The sequence below is a fragment of the Nocardia sp. alder85J genome (assembly GCF_020176955.2).
Classification (GTDB): domain Bacteria; phylum Actinomycetota; class Actinomycetes; order Mycobacteriales; family Mycobacteriaceae; genus Nocardia.
This window is the reverse complement of sequence record NZ_JAIUCZ020000010.1, coordinates 146,225-163,466: the sequence shown is the minus strand read 5'-3', so window position 1 is coordinate 163,466 and position 17,242 is coordinate 146,225. Positions and strand designations below refer to the sequence as shown.

Below are 17,242 nucleotides of genomic sequence, written 5' to 3'. Positions count from 1 at the left end.
GGGTGAACACGTTCGGGACAAGGCCGGACCGTTCGGGTCAAGGGAGCAACGATGTCCGACACCGCCGCCGCGCGAGGCCGTGCGCCGCGACGCCGCGCCCGCCGGGATCTCACCGGTAAGCACGTCCTCATCACCGGCGCGTCCTCCGGCATCGGCCGGGCCGCCGCCTTCGCAGTCGCCGCCAAGGGCGCCGTGGTGATCCTGCTGGCCCGCCGCGGCGACGAACTGGCCGCCGTGGTCGACGAGATCACCGCCGCGGGCGGCACCGCCTTCGGCTACACCTGCGACGTCACCGACGCCGAATCGGTCGAGCACACCGTCAAGACCATCCTCGACGAGCACGCTCACGTCGACATGCTGGTCAACAACGCCGGTCGGTCCATCCGCCGGGCCGTGCACCGGTCCACCGACCGGCTGCACGACTTCGAGCGCACCATGGCGGTCAACTACTTCGGCGCGCTGCGGATGACGCTGGCGCTGCTACCGCAGATGCGGGAGCGGAAATTCGGTCACATCGTCAACATCTCCAGCGCCGGGGTGCAGGTGGCGACCCCGCGGTTCGCGGCCTATCTGGCCAGCAAGGCCGCCCTCGACAAGTTCGCCGAGGTGACCGCGGCCGAGATGCTCGCCGACAATGTCACCTTCACCACCATCCACATGCCGCTGGTCCGCACCCCGATGATCGCGCCCAGCGGCAGGCAGGGGCCCTCGCAATCTCCGGAGTGGGCCGCGGACACCGTCGTGCGCGCCCTCACCGACCGGCCCAAGCGCATCGATGTGCCGGTCGGCACTCTCGCCGAGTACGGCAGCCTGTTCGCGCCGCGGCTGAAGGACCGCATCATGCACCAGTACTATCGCGCGCTGCCCGACTCCCCCGCCGCCAAGGGTGAGGCGCCCGCCGAACCGGCCTCGGAAGTCCTCGTCGCGCAGCACAAGTCACATCGCGTCCCGTCCGTCGCGGGCCGTGCGGCGCGGACGGCGTTGCGCCGCACGGTCAATCTGGTCCCGGGCATCCACTGGTAGCGCTGCCCGGTTAACCCGCACACCGCCACTCCCACACTGGAGCGCGACGGCCGCCGATATCGGCCGGCGCCGCTCGAAGGCCTCACAGCCGCCGCAACACCGATGCGCCGGCGCAGCCCGCGGACCCGGCAGCCACCGGGTCCTGTCGGCGGGACCCCGCACTCGCCGCGCTGCGCCGCAGTGCTCTCCGACTGCTCGCCGAAACAGGCTGCCGGACCGCGCGGTGTCGCCCGCTACCGGCCACCGGATCGACGGCACCGACCCGCATGCCCAGGTCGGCGACCGGTTCGCCCGTCGACAATGCCGACGGCGCCGAGTGGCCGATGCCTCAGCGCAATTCGCGGATCCCGTCCGCGACCACGGCGGTCGCGGATTTGGGGGCGGCGCCGCAGCTGGCCTGGCGCGGAGCATAGGACACGGTGTGCGCGGTGACCAACCAGCGGCGGCCGTCGCGATGAGCCACCAGGGCGGCACCGGCGAAGGTAGCCGGGTCACCGGTGGGTTCGGCATCGGGTACCGCGGATACCGCGAGGTCGTTCGCGAGCACCGGAACCCGTTCCCGCACAGCAATTTCCGCTACTTGTTCGACCGGTGAGCAACCGCTGCGGCCGCGGAATCCGGTCAGCGGGAGCTCGCCGCGGTCGGCGGCGGCCACCACCGCCACCGCGGCGTCCTCGTCGAGGCGGCCGAAGGTGAGGCCGGTGGGCAGCAGCACCATCGCGGGGGCGAAGCGATGGCCACCGGTGTGCGAACACTCCCAGACCCGATCGGGATACTCGGTGGCGAGCCGGGCCGCGATCGGGCGGCCCAGCAGTGCGCAGCATTGGTCGCGTTTTCCGTGCGTGCACACCAGGATCGGCGAATCCGCAACGGGCGCACCGAGTCCGGGGGCGGGGCCGGTCAGCAGGTGCAGGTCCAGGTCGAGCAGTTGCTTCAGCTCGGTGATCTCCAGCCGTTCGCACCAGGATTCTCCCGGTCGTGAGCTCACCAGCAATATCGTTCGGACACCGGTGAATTCGCTGCGTCCCGGGCGGCGGATGAGCGTCGGCCGCACCTGCGCGGCCTTGGTGCGCGCGGCCAGTTCCGGAGTGAGCTCCGGGCCCAGCACCTCGTCACCGATCACGTCCCGGCCCCAGGCCCCGGGCTGCTCCACGCACAGCCACCCGGACACCCGGGTGGCGCTGCCGGGCAGGGGGATGTCGATCGCGGCGGCGGCCGAGCAGGACAAACCGGTGAACATCATTTCAGAATAGAACCGTCGTCTCACGCGCCCGCCGCGGCCTGCACGGATCTCGCGGGCGGCGGACGATCCGGTCTCAGTGCCCCAGGAAGGGCAGGACCGTGGTGACGAATTCGCGGTAGCGGTCGCGGTGGATGCTGTGGCCGCTGGTGAAGACGCCGACCGTGCAATCGGGGACGGTCGCGCGGAACAGTTCCAGCTTCTCCGGGTCGACCATGCCGCCGGGGCCGCCGCGCAGGAACAAGGTGGGGGCGGTGATGTCGGAGATCCGTTCCCACCATTCCGGATTCGGCTTACGGAACTGTTCCAGGGCGGTGCGGGTCATGGCACGATCGAAGGCCAGCACGGCCCGCGGATGGCGGATCAAGCTGGTGGTGGCGTGCCACAGTTCCGGCAGCGACGGGAAGCGGCGGGTGAGGGGCGGCCGCTCGTCGCCGGAGCGTATCGGGAGCGGCTGTTCCTCGATCACCAGACGCCGCACCAGCGCGGGCCGCTCCAGCGCCACGCAGGAGACCGCATAGCCGCCGAGCGAGTGCCCGACCAGATCGACGGTAGACAGCTCCAGGTGTTCGCACAGCCGCAGCAGATCAGCGCCGAACTCGTCGAAACGATAGGAATTGGTATGTGCGCTGCGCCCGTGACCGCGCAGATCCGGGATGATCACCCGGCGGCCGGATCGGATCAGCCGGTCCGCGAACCGGTCCCAGGTGTGACCGTCGCCACCCATGCCGTGCACCAGCAACACCGGTACCTCGGACAGCGGATGTGGCGCCACGGGCCGCCCGGAATCGCGACAGGCGATCAGCACGCCGCCCAGCGGCACCCGGATGACGATCGACTCCACGTTTCGCCAGAGTACGGATGCCATCACGGCGGCGCCGCAGAATGTGCCGGGTGCCATATGCCGGGTCCGGCCGCTTGTCGTACCCGAATGGCAGGATGGAGCCATGACGACCGGTCCCGACGACCGAGTTCCCGGCCCGCAGGGCACGGCGCTCGGCATTCCCTACGATTGGCGAGCACCGACCCTGGCCCGGCTGCGGGCCCGCTGGTGGAATCCGGACGATTCGCGGCTGTTCACCCCGAAGGTCTTCGGCTGGGGTTACGACCTGAACGTCCACCGGCTGCTGCATCCGCTGCGGAAGTGAGGTAGCAGCTCACTCGTAGAGGCCCTCCACGTGCCAGGTGCGGTCGTAACCGAGCAGCAGCAGGGTTCGCACCTTGTCGTCGAGCAGCACCTGAGCGCGGACGAGACAGTCGGAGCGAGTGCTGCCCCACCATTGTTCGTCCAGCAACCAGGGGCCCGCCCAGCCGGTCACCGCCCAGTCCTTGCGACCCCAGTACAGCCGGGCCGGGACGGCGGTGAAATCGCCGCGGTCGGTCACCCACACCGGTGCGTCGTCGGCCGCCACCAGCCGCACGCCGGGGTGGTCGACCAGCACCACGGCCGGTGCGGGTTCGGGTAATCGGCCCGGCCAGGGCAGCTCCGGATCGGACCGGGGCGCCGGCTCGTCGCCGAGGGCGATCAGGGTGATGCGCTCGGCGGGGCCGCGGCCACCACTGAGCACTCCGACCTGCACCGCGGTTCCACCCAGTAGTCCCTGCACCCGGACCAGAGCGCGGCGGGCACGATCCTCGTTGTCGCCGGCCTCACCCCACAGACCCCATTGCAGAGCGGTGGTCGTGACGACCTCGACGGGTTCCAGCCGCAGCACGGTGATCGGGGCAGCGGGGGTCTGGTTACCGTAGCGCGCAGATACTCCACCCGGCCTCGTGCCGTCGCGGCGTCCGCCCGGCCTCGCCGTACTCGTGCCGCTCGAACCCACGACCGCGCCTTCCGCACCCGGTGCGGACATGTTGCCAGGACCGACTGCCGTGTTGCCTACACCCGGCGCGAGCGTTCTGCCCGGACCTACTGCCGTGTCACCCGTACCCGATGCGGGCGCGCTATCCGGACCCGATGCCGCGTTGCCAGCACCCGGCGCGAGCGTTCTGCCCGGACCTACTGCCGCGTTGCCGGCACCCGGCAGAGGCGTTCTGCCCGGATCCATTGCCGCGTTGCCGGCACCCGGCGCGGGCGCTCTGCCCGTATCCATTGCTGTGCTGTCGGAACCCAGTGCGGGCGCGCGGCCCCTCGTTCGGGGAACGGCCGGAGCGGTGCCGCGACCGTACACCGTGGCCCCGGGCTCCTCGTCCGGTGGGATTCCCCGCAGGGCGCGCTGGGTGAGCCAGCCGTCCAGCTGCCAGCGCACCCGGTCGGCGGTGCCTTCCGGGGTGAGCGGTTCAGCGCAGCGCCAGACTCGGGAGAGTTGTTCGCCCGCAGCGGTTTCCGCCGAGACGATCAGCCGGGTGCAGGCCACCGACGCACCGGACAGGCGCTCGTGCAGCCGGGTGGCGAGCAGTCGGCCCGCGAAGGCGGCGGCGTCGATCCGGTCGATCGGTGGATCGCAGGGGTATTCCACCGCGAGATCCGCCGTCGGCGGGGCCGCCGAGGGCGGGCGTTCCGGTTCGGCCCGGGCGCAGCGGTGGGCGCGGATCGCGTCGGCGCCGAATCGGGAGCCGACCTCCGCCGGGGTCAGCGCGGCGAAATCGCCGATGCGGCGCAGGCCCAGGCGGTGCAGCAGGTCCACCAGGTCGTGACGTTCCGGGGCGGCGAGGCTCGGTTCGACGGCCAGTTCCGCCACCGGGAGGGGCGCCAGGAAGCGCGCCCCGGCGCCGGGCGGCACGATCGCCGCGCGGCGGGCGGCGATCACCGCGGTGGACAGTTCGTCGGCGATGCCGATCGCGCATTCCACCCCGGTCGCCGCGACCGTGTCGATCAGCCGTTCGGCCGCCGTCTCCTCGGATCCGAAGAATCGGGCGACGCCGCGCGCGGCCAGCACCACCAAGCCGGGCCGCAGCACCTCCACTCCGGGCACGATCTCGGCCACGGCCGCCACCACCGGTTCGAACAGTCGCGCGTCACGATCCGGATCCGCTTGCGCCACATGCAGATCCGGGCAGCGGGCCTGTGCCTCCCGGCGGGTCGCACCACGCCGCACCCCCTCGGCCCGTGCGGTCGCCGTTCCCGCCACCACCCGGTTGGCGTGCAGCACCACCACGGGCCGGGTCGCCGGTACCGCGTCCACGGCCGCCGCCGCGACCGCCGACCAGTCCGGGCACCACAGCGCCAGCACCCGCGCCGCACGCTGTGACCGGGACGCCCTCACCGCACTCCCCCGACCGCGCGCCTCGTCCTCGACGCGGCCATGACGGCCGCTCCCGAGGAGGCGGATCGTTCGGATCGGCGCCTCCGGCCACTGATGGGCACCGTGATCCGGCCGGTGTCGACCGGGTCCTCGACATGGCATGGCCGGCTGCGGGTCCGCGGCGGTGCCGCCGCCACCGGGCATGAGACCCACCAGGGCTTCCGGCAGGCCGAGCCGCACCGCCGGGTCGTCGACGACGACCACCCGGTAGTGGCAGGCCGGCGCCGATTCCAGACCGCCGCCCACGGCGTCGCCGTTGATCGCGACGGCGACCGGTGTGCCGCAGGCCGGAACTCACGGGCGGGTCCGGACCGCCCATGGGTGTCGGCCGGGTCCCTGAGATCACCCGACCGGAACTCGCGAGTGGGTCCGGACCGTCCATGCGGTCGCATCTGCCCGATTTCGGCCGTTCCGCCCGGGCAGGTGATCCGCCCCGGCCGAGTTCCGGCCACCGGCCGTTCGATCGGGCCCGACAGCAGAGGCAGCATCGTCCACGCTGTCGCCGGCCCGGTCGGGACGACCACCTCCGAGCGGGCCGATCGCCGTCGCGCTCGGCCGCCGGCGGTCCGGCGGCGGGCGGCGGTGAACAGCGATGGCCGGAACGGGCCGGTCTCCGGCATCCCGCGGCCGATCGCGGGCATGCCCGGTCCACTCGAGCTTCGATATCCGTTCCGGCGGGCCGGAGACGGCTCCGGGTCAGGAGACGGCATGGCGGGTGACTTCCGGGACCGGCGTCAACGTCGAATCCGGTTGGGGGGCATGCCATTCGACCTGCCCGTCGCGGGGGCTCAGGGCCAGGCGGCCGGTGCGGGGCGGAGCGGAACGGCCGCGCACGCAGACGTTCAGGCGTACGGTGCGCAACCGGCCGGTGCCGCGGCCGATGCCGTCGTAGCCGTCGATCTCGGTGGCGATGCGCAGGGTCGGGCCGATCCAGGCGCCACCGGTCACCACGAGGGTTGCGCTCTTGCTGCGGGCGCGGGCGGCGAGCACCCGGGTGCGGGCGGCCGGGACCGAGCGGCCGCCGAGGTTGAGCACCACCAGATCCAGGCCGTCCAGCAATACTGCGGCAATCTCCACCGGGTCCGGGCCGGGGTCGGGGACGACGTACAGCCGGGCCAGGTGCGCACCCATCTCGGCCGTGGCGAGCAGGCCCAGCCGGGGCAGGCCGACCACCGCGGCATGGCCGCCGGCGGCGGTCACCGCGGCCAGCAGGCCCGCCAGCAATGAGCTCGCACCCGCGTACGCCACCACCGATCCGCGTGGTACGCCACCCTCGGGCAGCAGTTCCGCCAGCGCGGACGGCACCGGCAGCGACTCCCGGCGAGACCGTCGCGAGACCGAGGGCCGGGTGGTGGCACCGGTTCCACGTGCGGGGATGGCGGCCATGCGGCGGCGCAGGTCCGCCAGTTGCTCCGCTTTCCGTTCCTCAGCCGAACCCATCCAACGACCACCCATCTCTCACCGAACGGACTCCACCGCGACACCGAGACGGGCCGGGGACATCACCGCAGCCGATGACCAGCATCTGTTCAGCTATCGATCATAGTCGAATATACGTTCGATACCACCTCAGTAGAACCCCCACTTCGGTGCGCGTCAAGATGCTCCGGGCGGGAAGCCGACTCCGGGTAACCGGGCCAGTCAGGATGGTTTTCGGCTATTCTCGCGGCCGTGACCGAACGCGCTCGTCCCATCGTCGGCCCCGACTACCTCGTCGCCGGTCGCTACCGCTTGCAGTCGAAGCTCGGCGGCGGCGGCATGGGTGCGGTGTGGCTGGCGACCGACCGCCTGCTCAATCGGGATGTCGCCATCAAACAGGTGCTGACCACCGCCGGACTCACCGAGGCGGAGGCCGCCGAGGTCCGCAATCGGATCGTGCACGAGGGCCGGGTCGCGGCCAAACTGTCACACGAGCACGCCATCGCGGTGTACGACGTGGTGCTGGAGGCGGGCGAGCCCTGGCTGGTGATGGAGTATCTACCGTCGCGCAGCGTCGCGAAGGCACTGGCCTTGGTCGATGTGCTGCCGGCGGTCGAGGTGGCGCAGATCGGAGCGCAGGTCGCCGACGCACTCGCCGCCGCGCACGCCGTCGGTATCACCCACCGCGACATCAAGCCCGGCAACATCCTGGTCGCCGATCGCGGCGGCGAGGTCGGTAAGGCCAAGCTGTCCGACTTCGGTATCGCCGCCGGCGCCGGAGATCTCGCCGGTGAGCAGGAGGACATGATCACCGGCACCCCGGCCTACATGCCGCCGGAGGTGGCCCGCGGGGCGCAGCCGACCGCCGCCAGCGATGTGTACTCGCTCGGCGCCACCCTGTACACGGCGGTGGAGGGGCAGACGCCGTACGGGTACGACGAGGACCAGAACGTGATCGTCACCCGCGCCGCGATGGCGCAGATCATCCCGCCCAGCCGCAGCGGGCCGCTCACCGATGTGCTGCTGCACATGATGGAGCCGGCGCCGCAACGCCGCCCGACCATGGCCGAGGCCCGCAACGAGATCCTCGCCGCGGTGTTCGGGCCCGGCACCGGGCCTTATATTCTCGGCGCGCCGATCCGCACCGAGGACGGCACGATTCCGGCCTGGGCGGCCCGCAACTCCGCCGCCGGGCTGCGCAGCCCGCATACGGCGCCGCTGCCCCGCCCGCCGCGCGCGGTCTCGCTCGGTGGCGCGCCCGCCTCGCTGCGGCAACCGGCTCCCCGTAAGGCCGCGAAGAGCGGCGGCATCGGCCTGGACAGCCTCGGCCCGAACGCCGGACCGCTCGCCATCGCGGTGGGACTGCTGATCGGCCTGCTGATCATCATCGTCGTGCTGGTCGCGCTGTAGGCCGTCTCAGTCGATGCGGCGGCGGTGGGCCCAGCGGGTCAGCGCGTTGCGGTTGGACTGCTGGGTCTTGCGCAGCACGTTCGAGGCGTGCGTCTCCACGGTTTTCACCGAGATGAACAGGGTTTCGGCGATCTCGCGGTAGGTGTATCCGCGAGCCAGCAGGCGCAGCACCTCGAGTTCCCGCGGGGTCAGCGAATCCAGTTCGGGATCCAGCTGCGGCTCCGGAACCGGGGAACGGCCGGTGAACGAGTCCAGCACGAAACCGGCCAGCCGCGGGCTGAACACCGCGTCGCCGCCGGCCACCCGGCGGATGCCGTCGGCCAGTTCCGGTCCGGAGATGGTCTTGGTGACATAACCGCGGGCCCCGGCTCGGATCACCGCGATCACATCCTCCGCGGCGTCGGACACGCTGAGCGCCAGGCACACCGGGCCCGGATCGATACCTTGCAATACCGCCACCCCGCCGCCGTCGGGCATGTGCACATCGAGCAGCACCACATCCGGGCGAGCGACCCTGATCCCGGCGACGGCCTCACCCACCGCACCGGCCTCGCCGACCACCACCATATCGGCTTCCCGGCTCAGCTCCGCCCGCACCCCGGAGCGGAACACGGCGTGGTCGTCGACCAGAAAAACCCGGATGGACACTGCTCTCCCTCGCTCGTCGATCCCCGGGACGGCATCGTCCGCCCCCGGGAACGAAACATCCTCGGCCGCACTCACCCTACCGATTCCCGGCGGGCGCGGACCGGCCTCGCACCCCGTCACCCGCGCTCCGCCGCGGGCTCTTGATCGGCGCCCGAGCGGCCCTCGGAATCGGTGCGGGGCAAGGTGATCCGGACCTCGGTGCCGCGGCCCACGCCGGAACGGATGTCGACGGAACCGCCGCGACGCTCGATGCGGGCACGTATGGACTTGGCGACGCCGCGGCGGTCGCCGGGGACGGCGGCCGGGTCGAAACCGGCACCCCGATCCCGCACGAAGATGCTGACCTGCTCCGGCTCCACCTCCGCGAACAGGTCGATGGTGGGGACACCGGCGTGTTTGGCCGCGTTGACCAGCGCCTCCCGGGTGGCGCCCAGCAGCGCGGTGAAATGTTCCTTGGGCAGGCCGAATCCGGTGTCGGCCGGATCCATCGAGACATCGCCGACCGTCACCGGCGTGACCTTCACCCCGTGCTGATCCTCCACCTCACCGGCGATGGTGCGCAGCGCCGCGGCCAGGCTCGACTCGGCGGGCATCGAATCCTCGAACAGCCACTTGCGCAACTCCCGCTCCTGGCTGCGGGCCAGCCGCACCACCTCCTGCGGATCGCCGGCCTGCCGCTGGATCAGCGCCAGCGTCTGGAGCACGGAATCGTGCAGATGGGAGGCGATCTCCTCGCGCTCCTCGTTGCGGATGCGGGCGGCGCGCTCGGAGTTCAGCGCCCGCATCAGCCGCAGCCACAGCGGCACGGTCAGCAGCCCGACCCCGACCAGGGTGACGCCGACCGCGATCAGCGCCGACCCCATCGAGCTGAGATTGATCCGGGCCAGCACCACCACGCTCAGCCCGACCACGATCAGCGTGGCCCCGGACAGGATGCGGGTCCAGGTCAGAACACCGGGCCGGGCGGGCAGCCCGAGCATCGACCGCGGCCCCTCGGCGTCGAACTCCCGCCACACCAGCGCCGCGCCCACGGAGACCACCACGATCGGCCCCACCACGTGCGCGGCGGTGCCGTTGAACACCCAGGACATCGAGACCGCCAGCGCCAGCCCCAGCAGCACCAGCCCGACCGCCTGCCGCCGCTCCGCCCCCGTCGGCGGCGGGCCGTCCGCACCGGCCGAGGTGAAGATCCACAGCAGTCCGTAGGCGACGATGCCCGCCCCCATCAGGGCGGACAGCAGCACGAAGGCCATCCGCACCTTGAACACGTCGACCCCGAGATGATCGGCGATGCCGCCGGCCACACCGCCCACCACCCGGCCGCCGGCCCGCCGCAACAGCCGCGGTGGTGGCGCGGGCGCATCCAGGGCGGGCGTGACCGGGAACATGCCTTCGATACTGGCACGGCCCCCCGACACCGACCATCGGGAACAACCCCCATTCGGCCCTCGGGGGTGCGGGCCCGGACCGGTCCGTTCGGCTCGGAGCCGTGCGCACGTCCGTCCCGGCAGCGTCGCAATCCCGTCACCAGGGCATTCATTGTCCGGACCGGACAATCCGACCGTCGGTGGCCTCGATTCCGGACCCGGTCCGGAAAACCGCCTCCAACCCGATGACCAGCAGATTCGTCCGGCGAGCGCGAATAAGCAGCTGCTTGCGGGGCGCCCGCCGGGTCACGCTGAGTGCGGCATCGAATCCGGGCCGACCTGCCTCACACAGGCATTCACCGGAGGCCTCGCCGGGCTTCCCGGCGAGGAGGGCGATGCCCCGCCCGACGGTCCCACGACCATCGGGCGGTGCGCAGACAGTGCGCCTGCCAGGCGCGGCACAGGGGAGAAAAATGCACTTCACGTCCGCATTCGCGATCGCCGCGACTGCCACCGGACTGCTGTTCGGCGCACCGCACGCGGTGGCGGACACCGGGGGGTTCGCACCGCACGAGAACACCTACAGCACCTCGGACGGGCTCACCTACACGGTGGGACACAGCGATTACACGATCCGTCCGATCGCGCCTCTGAACAACATGCCCACCAACCGGGAGGCGTTCCTGGACGGGAGCTTCTACGGCCGGGTCGCCGGCGGCACCGGGAAGCTGAAGGCCGGATATTTCGTCGCCTGCGCGGTCGACATCGACGTCGTCTTCAGCGCCGACGCGTCCGCCTCGCTGGGACTCGGCGCCGACGCGGGGGTGTCCGTGAGCCCGGACGCGGTGTCGCCCAGTGTCGATGCCACGCTCGGCCCGAGTATCTCGGCCGGTATCGGGCTGGATCTGTCCATCGCGCCCGGCGAGATCAAGGAGGTCGTCATCGGTGAGAAGGACCTGGCCCCGGATCTGACCGGAACCATCGTCAGCCACGATTTCCGTCTGTCGGCCCACCACTGCGGTGGTCCGCTCACGATCCGGCCCTACAGCATGATCACGGCCACCTCGCCCACCACCGATGCCTCCGGCGCGGTCTTCGGCGATCCGGCCGTCATCTGATCGAGATCTGGTATCCGGCACCCTGAGCTGGGCGAACACGGCCGGTCACGACGACGTGACCGGACCGTGCCCAGGAGTTCAGGTCTCATTTCAGGGTTCACCCCGATGCAACCGGCCCCCGGCCGTTCCACCATGAGACTCATGACCAGAGCGAGCGGCTGGGCCGGGGGCACCGGTAGCCGGGCCGGATTCAACGAGCAACTCCAGCATCTGTGGCGAACCCGGCCCGTGCGCCGCCCGCGACAGGGGCCTGTCGCCGGCGTCGCCGTGGGCTTCGGGCGGCGCTACGACGTCGATCCGGTGCTGATCCGGATCGCGTTCGTGGTGGCGACGATCTTCGGCGGCGCGGGCATCGTGCTGTACCTGGCGGCCTGGCTGTTGCTGCCCGCCGCGGGCGATCAGGTGTCGCCGGCGCAGGGGCTGCTCGGCAAGGGCTACACCGGGCAGTCCCCGATGCGGACCGTCGTACTGCTCATCGCGCTGGTGATCGCGCTCGCCACCATGGGCCCGGTCGGGGTCGGCCTCGGCGGTTCCGGGCTGATCAGCTTCGCGCTGATGGTGGCCGGCTGGTGGCTGCTGTACCTGCGGCAGCCGCAACCACCCGCCGACGAGGTGGATCCGCTGACGATGAACCCGATCGCGGCGACCGGCTACCCGGGCACGGTCTTCCCCGGTGGTTCCCCGTGGGCGGCCCACCCGTACGGGCCTTACACGACGCTGCCGGACCATTACGAGCCGGATCCGGCCGCAGCGACCGTCCCGGATCCGCGGGACGCCGGTGTTTCCGCTTCCGGCACCACGGCTTCCGCCCCCGGCACCACGACTGCCACGGCCACCGGTGCCGCCGCCGCGTCCGGCGGCGGATCACCCGCGGACGCAGCCGTCACCACCGACGAATTCGTGCCGGGCGCCACGGATCCGGTGGTCGACGCGCCGGAATCGGACGACCCCGCCGGGCCGGCCCCGTCCACCACCTCGACCGCATCCAGATTCCGGGGCCGCGGCGACGCCCGCCGGGACACGACCGCCGATTCGACCCGCTTCGGCGCCAGGCCGCCCGGCTGGGATCCGCTGGGGGTCTCCCCGCTGGCCTGGGATCTGCCGGATCCGGCACCGCCGCGCCCGGTCGCGGTGCTGCCACGGCCGCCGCGCTCGCGGCTGACCCCCATCGTGATCGGGCACGCCGTCCTCGCCGCCGCGATCGCGGGCGGGATCGCCGCTCTCGGGGTGGACTGGATGACCCCGGCCCGGATCGGCGCGGTGGCGCTGGCGGTGGTGGGACTGGGGCTGATCGTCGGGGCCTTCCTGCGCCGCGGCTACGGCCTGATGGTGCTGCTGGCACCGCTGGCCGGATTCGTGATCCTGGCCGCGGCGATCGGACCGGTGGAATTCGATCGCGGCGCCGTCGGCGAACACGCCTGGGCCCCCGCGACGGCCGCCGAACTGGACCAGCCGTTCCGGGTCAGCGCGGGCACCGGCACGCTGGACCTGCGCTCGCTGGCGCTCACCGACGACCGGACCGCGACCGCCAAGGTCCGAATGGGCAATCTGCGGGTGCTGGTCCCGGAATCGATGCGGCTGGACACCACCTGCACCGTCCGGCTGGCCGACGCCGCGGACTGCCCGCAGGGCCTCACCGGACCCGCGATCGGCCCGGTCCTGCATCTCGATATCGACGTCCGTGCCGGACACGTGGAGGTGAAACGTGGCTGACCAGAATCCGATCGGCACCGATCCGATCGACACCGAATCCGCTCGCGGCGCCCGCCGCGGCCCGTCGCTACTGCTCCTGCTGGCCGGTCTGCTCGCCGTGCTGGTGAGCGTCTGGGCCTTCATCGGCCCGTCGAGCTGGCCCGCGCACAGCGGCCTGCCGATCGGCTGGATCGTGGTGGGCGCGGCCGTCGTGGTCGGCTGCGGCCTGGTGCTCTCACCACGCCGCAAGCGCTGACACACCCCACCGGCAAACGCTGAGGGCCCGGTCGCCATCGCGACCGGGCCCTCAGCGGTGGTTCACTCCCATTCGATGGTCCCCGGCGGCTTGCTCGTCACGTCGAGCACCACCCGGTTGACCTCCGCCACCTCGTTGGTGATGCGGGTGGAGATGCGTTCCAGCACGTCGTAGGGCAGCCGGGTCCAGTCCGCGGTCATCGCGTCCTCACTGGACACCGGGCGCAGCACGATCGGATGGCCGTAGGTGCGGCCGTCGCCCTGCACGCCGACCGAGCGCACGTCGGCCAGCAGCACGACCGGGCACTGCCAGATCCGGCTGTCCAGATCGGCCGCGGTGAGCTCCTCGCGGGCGATGGCGTCGGCCTGCCGCAGCGTGGCCAGCCGTTCGGCGGTGACCTCGCCGACGATGCGGATGGCCAGGCCCGGACCGGGGAACGGCTGGCGGGCCACGATCTCCTCCGGCAGCCCCAGCTCGCGGCCGACCGCGCGCACCTCGTCCTTGAACAGCAGTCGCAGCGGCTCGACCAGTTCGAACTCCAGATCGTCGGGCAGGCCGCCGACGTTGTGATGGCTCTTGATATTGGCGGTGCCGGTGCCGCCGCCGGACTCCACCACATCCGGGTAGAGGGTGCCCTGCACCAGATATTCGACCAGCGGACCGCCTCCGGCGCCGTTGGTGGTGGGGGCGCCGGCGGTGTCGTGCTCGGTGGTCTGCACGACCTCGGCGATGGCGTCCTCGAACGACCGGATGAATTCGCGGCCGATGATCTTCCGCTTCTCCTCCGGGTCGGTCACGCCCTTCAGCTCGCCCAGGAACTTGTCGACCGCGTCGACGGTGACCAGGCGGGCGCCGGTCGCGGCGACGAAATCGCGCTGCACCTGCTCGCGCTCCCCGGCCCGCAGCAGGCCGTGGTCGACGAACACACAGGTGAGCCGGTCGCCGATGGCCCGCTGCACCAGCGCGGCCGCGACCGCGGAGTCGACGCCGCCGGACAGGCCGCAGATCGCGTGCGCGTCACCGACCTGCGCGCGCACCCGCTCGATCAGCGAATCGGCGATATTGGCCGGGGTCCAGGCCGCGGGAATGCCCGCCATCTCGTGCAGGAACCGGCTGAGCACCTGCTGGCCGTGCGGGGAGTGCAGCACCTCGGGGTGGTATTGCACCCCGGCCAGCCGCCGCGCCGGATCCTCGAACGCCGCCACCGGCGCGCCCACGCTGGTCGCGGTGACCTCGAAGCCGGCCGGAGCGTCGGTGACCGCGTCGCCGTGGCTCATCCACACCGGTTGCACGGTCGGCAGGCCGCCGTGCAGCAGACCGCCGTCGGTGCTGAGTTCGGTGCGGCCGTATTCGCGGGTGCCGGTGTTGGTGACGGTGCCGCCGAGCGCCTGCGCCATGGCCTGGAAGCCGTAGCAGATCCCGAAGACCGGCACCTCCAGATCGAACAGTCGCGCGTCCAGCTGCGGCGCGCCCTCGGCGTACACGCTGGCCGGTCCGCCGGACAGGATCACCGCGAGCGGCTGCCGCTCGGCGATCTCCTCGACGGTCGCGGTGTGCGGGATCACCTCGGAGTACACGCTGGCCTCACGTACTCGCCGCGCGATCAACTGCGCGTACTGCGCCCCGAAATCGACGACGAGGACTGGTCGCTGGGTATCTGCCACCGGGCCAGTTTAGTGACGGCGCCGCGACCGTCCGCGCCGCGTCCACCGAGTGCGGCGCGGGCCCTTCGGGGCCGCGGCGGCACGGCTATCCTCGTGCTGTGCCATTCGCCCGTGCGATCGATGCCGAGATCCATTACGAGGACACCGGCGGCGACGGTCCCGTGGTGCTATTGGGGCACGAATTCTTCATGGACACAACGATGTTCGCGGCCCAGGTGACGGCGCTCGCGCCGGACTACCGGATCGTCACCTGGGATGCCCGCGGACACGGCCGCACCCGCGACGAGGGCTTGCCGTTCACCTATTGGACCGCGGCCCGCGACGCGCTGACCGTGCTCGATCACCTGGGGGTGCACCGCGCGGTGGTGGGCGGCGCCTCGCAGGGCGGATTCAGCGCGCTGCGCACCGCGCTGCTGTCCCCGGACCGGGTGGCCGCCCTGGTCCTGATCGCGACCGAGGCGCATCCGGCCAGCGCGCTGGAACTGGAGACCGCGCATTGGTTCCTCGATCGCTGGTCGGGTCCGGGTTCGCGGTACCTGCTGGCCGAACAGCTGGCCGGCCGCCTGATCGGCGATGATCCCTGGCACTGCACGATCTGGACGCAGCGCTGGGTGACCCGCGATCCGCGGGCCACCGAGGCCGCCGCCAACTGCCTGCTCGCCCGCGACAGCATCGTCGACCGGTTGTCCGAGATCGCTTGTCCCGCACTGGTGATCCACCCGGCGCTGGCCGGCGTCCCGCGCCGCAACGCCGTGGAACTGGCGCGGCGGCTGGCGGATTCCCGCTTCGTCGAGATTCCGGGTGCGCATCAGGCCGTCACCATGACCCATCCGGCCGCGGTGAACGCCGCCCTCGGCGCCTTCCTGGACGAACTGGCCCTGAGCAACTGACCGCCGCCGGGCGACCGGGCCGGTCAGCGCACCGAGAGGCCGACCTTCTGGAACTCCTTGAGCTCGCTGTAGCCCGCCTTCGCCATCGAACGACGCAGTGCGCCCACGAGATTCACCGAACCCCACGGATCGCTCGCCGGACCGTAGAGCACCTGCTGCAACGACGGGCGGTCCTCGTCGTCGGCGAACTGCAACGGCAGGCCGCGCGGCAGCGAGGGATGCGCGGCGGCGGTCGGCCAGTACCAGCCCCGGCCCGGGGCCTCGTGGGCCAGCGCCAGCGGCACGCCGAGCATGGCCGCGTCGGCGCCGCACGCGATGGCCTTGGCCAGCTGACCGGACGACACGATGTCACCGTCGGCGATGACGTGCACGTAGCGGCCGCCGGTCTCGTCGAGGTAGTCGCGGCGCGCGGCGGCGGCGTCGGCGATCGCGGTGGCCATCGGCACGCCGATGCCCAGCACCTCACCGGTGGTGGTCGAGCCCGGGGTGGAGCCGTAACCGACGATCACCCCGGCCGCGCCGGTGCGCATCAGATGCAGGGCGGTGCGGTGATCGCTGACGCCGCCGGCCACCACCGGCACGTCGAGATCGGCGATGAAGGTCTTCAGGTTCAGCGGTTCGGTGGCCGACGCCGCGGCGCCGGCGCCGCCGACGTGCTCGGCGGAGATGATGGTGCCGTGCACGACGAGCAGGTCGATCCCGGCCTGTACCAGGGCGGGGGTGAGCGCGCGCGCGTTCTGCGGGCTGACCCGGACCGCCACCGTCACGCCCGCGGTACGCACCTGCGCCACCGCGCCGGCCAGCAGATCCGGCTGCATCGGCGCCGAGTGCAACTGCTGCAACAGGGTGACCGCGGCCTCGGGGCCCTGCTTCTCGGCGACCTCGATCAGCTGATCGATGCGCGCGGACACGTCGGCGTGCCGCGCCCACAGGCCCTCGCCGTTGATCACGCCGAGGCCACCGAGGTGGCCCAGTTCGACGGCGAACTCCGGCGACACCAGGGCGTCGGACGGATGGGCGACGACGGGGATGTCGAAGCGGTAGGCGTCCAGCTGCCAGGCCACCGACACCTGCGTGGAGGACCTGGTCCGCCGGGAGGGAACGATGTCGACATCGTCCAGCTCGTAGGTCCGCCGAGCGGTCCGGCCCATGCCGATCTCGACCATGTCGCGCATTGATTGTTCTCCCTTGTTGTTTCGACGTACACGACACCGAATGAACCCGTGCATCGGCACGAGCGCACGCGGCGGCCGCGCCGGCGCGACCA

At 71.8% G+C, this 17,242-nt stretch carries 15 protein-coding genes; 7 read left to right on the top strand and 8 right to left on the bottom strand.

The features are described 5' to 3' along the window. Window positions 1-51 precede the first annotated feature (51 nt). Complete coding sequence (locus tag LBW94_RS33135; RefSeq protein WP_225059552.1) at window positions 52-1,023, top strand: SDR family NAD(P)-dependent oxidoreductase; 972 nt, start codon at window positions 52-54, stop codon at window positions 1,021-1,023. 328 nt (window positions 1,024-1,351) lie between these two features. On the opposite strand, the gene LBW94_RS33130 is transcribed toward LBW94_RS33135, so the two are convergent. Together LBW94_RS33130 and LBW94_RS33125 are read right to left on the bottom strand one after the other, a co-directional pair. Next, window positions 1,352-2,266 (bottom strand): sucrase ferredoxin, encoded by a 915-nt coding sequence (locus LBW94_RS33130; RefSeq protein ID WP_225059553.1) that lies wholly within the window; start codon window positions 2,264-2,266, stop codon window positions 1,352-1,354. 73 nt (window positions 2,267-2,339) lie between these two features. Beyond that, window positions 2,340-3,131 carry an alpha/beta fold hydrolase gene (locus LBW94_RS33125; RefSeq protein ID WP_416276997.1) on the bottom strand — a complete coding sequence of 264 codons (792 nt, stop codon included), beginning with the start codon at window positions 3,129-3,131 and terminating at the stop codon, window positions 2,340-2,342. Window positions 3,132-3,210: 79 nt separating this feature from the next. Here LBW94_RS33125 and LBW94_RS33120 point away from each other — a divergent pair, with 79 nt between their 5' ends. Beyond that, the gene (locus LBW94_RS33120) at window positions 3,211-3,411 is read left to right on the top strand and encodes a DUF5808 domain-containing protein (protein ID WP_225059555.1); all 201 of its coding nucleotides are present in this window, start codon (window positions 3,211-3,213) and stop codon (window positions 3,409-3,411) included. Between the two features lie 9 nt (window positions 3,412-3,420). On the opposite strand, the gene LBW94_RS33115 is transcribed toward LBW94_RS33120, so the two are convergent. Further along, window positions 3,421-5,472: a DNA polymerase Y family protein gene (locus LBW94_RS33115; protein WP_416276996.1), complete on the bottom strand. Its 2,052-nt coding sequence runs from the start codon at window positions 5,470-5,472 to the stop codon at window positions 3,421-3,423. Window positions 5,473-6,207: 735 nt separating this feature from the next. Then, window positions 6,208-6,951 carry a hypothetical protein gene (locus tag LBW94_RS33105; RefSeq protein WP_225059556.1) on the bottom strand — a complete coding sequence of 248 codons (744 nt, stop codon included), beginning with the start codon at window positions 6,949-6,951 and terminating at the stop codon, window positions 6,208-6,210. Between the two features lie 231 nt (window positions 6,952-7,182). Between LBW94_RS33105 and LBW94_RS33100 the strand changes: the two genes are divergently transcribed. Continuing rightward, window positions 7,183-8,340 (top strand): serine/threonine-protein kinase, encoded by a 1,158-nt coding sequence (locus LBW94_RS33100; protein ID WP_225059557.1) that lies wholly within the window; start codon window positions 7,183-7,185, stop codon window positions 8,338-8,340. A gap of 6 nt (window positions 8,341-8,346) precedes the next feature. Here the strand turns inward: LBW94_RS33100 and LBW94_RS33095 are convergent, their stop codons facing one another. Both LBW94_RS33095 and LBW94_RS33090 read right to left on the bottom strand, forming a co-directional pair. Beyond that, entirely contained in the window at window positions 8,347-8,982 is a 636-nt protein-coding gene (locus LBW94_RS33095) for a response regulator (RefSeq protein ID WP_225059588.1), read from the bottom strand. 122 nt (window positions 8,983-9,104) lie between these two features. After that, on the bottom strand, window positions 9,105-10,376 hold the full coding sequence (locus tag LBW94_RS33090; protein ID WP_225059558.1) for an ATP-binding protein: 1,272 nt from the start codon (window positions 10,374-10,376) through the stop codon (window positions 9,105-9,107). Between the two features lie 452 nt (window positions 10,377-10,828). On the opposite strand from LBW94_RS33090, the gene LBW94_RS33085 reads away from it, so the two are divergent. From LBW94_RS33085 to LBW94_RS33075, 3 genes are all read left to right on the top strand, one after another. Next, window positions 10,829-11,473 carry an MspA family porin gene (locus LBW94_RS33085; RefSeq protein WP_225059559.1) on the top strand — a complete coding sequence of 215 codons (645 nt, stop codon included), beginning with the start codon at window positions 10,829-10,831 and terminating at the stop codon, window positions 11,471-11,473. A 141-nt stretch (window positions 11,474-11,614) separates the two neighbouring features. Continuing rightward, the gene (locus tag LBW94_RS33080; protein WP_225059560.1) at window positions 11,615-13,186 is read left to right on the top strand and encodes a PspC domain-containing protein; all 1,572 of its coding nucleotides are present in this window, start codon (window positions 11,615-11,617) and stop codon (window positions 13,184-13,186) included. Continuing rightward, window positions 13,179-13,421: a hypothetical protein gene (locus tag LBW94_RS33075; RefSeq protein WP_225059561.1), complete on the top strand. Its 243-nt coding sequence runs from the start codon at window positions 13,179-13,181 to the stop codon at window positions 13,419-13,421. Before LBW94_RS33080 ends, LBW94_RS33075 begins: the two co-directional genes overlap by 8 nt. 62 nt (window positions 13,422-13,483) lie before the next feature. Here LBW94_RS33075 and guaA read toward each other — a convergent pair whose 3' ends face one another. Continuing rightward, a complete protein-coding gene (guaA, locus tag LBW94_RS33070; protein ID WP_225059562.1) occupies window positions 13,484-15,085 on the bottom strand; it encodes a glutamine-hydrolyzing GMP synthase in 1,602 nt (533 codons plus the stop codon). 98 nt (window positions 15,086-15,183) lie between these two features. Here guaA and LBW94_RS33065 point away from each other — a divergent pair, with 98 nt between their 5' ends. Then, complete coding sequence (locus tag LBW94_RS33065) at window positions 15,184-15,975, top strand: alpha/beta fold hydrolase (RefSeq protein ID WP_225059563.1); 792 nt, start codon at window positions 15,184-15,186, stop codon at window positions 15,973-15,975. Between the two features lie 23 nt (window positions 15,976-15,998). On the opposite strand, the gene LBW94_RS33060 is transcribed toward LBW94_RS33065, so the two are convergent. Next, window positions 15,999-17,150 carry a GuaB3 family IMP dehydrogenase-related protein gene (locus LBW94_RS33060; RefSeq protein ID WP_225059564.1) on the bottom strand — a complete coding sequence of 384 codons (1,152 nt, stop codon included), beginning with the start codon at window positions 17,148-17,150 and terminating at the stop codon, window positions 15,999-16,001. Between the last annotated feature and the right edge of the window lie 92 nt (window positions 17,151-17,242).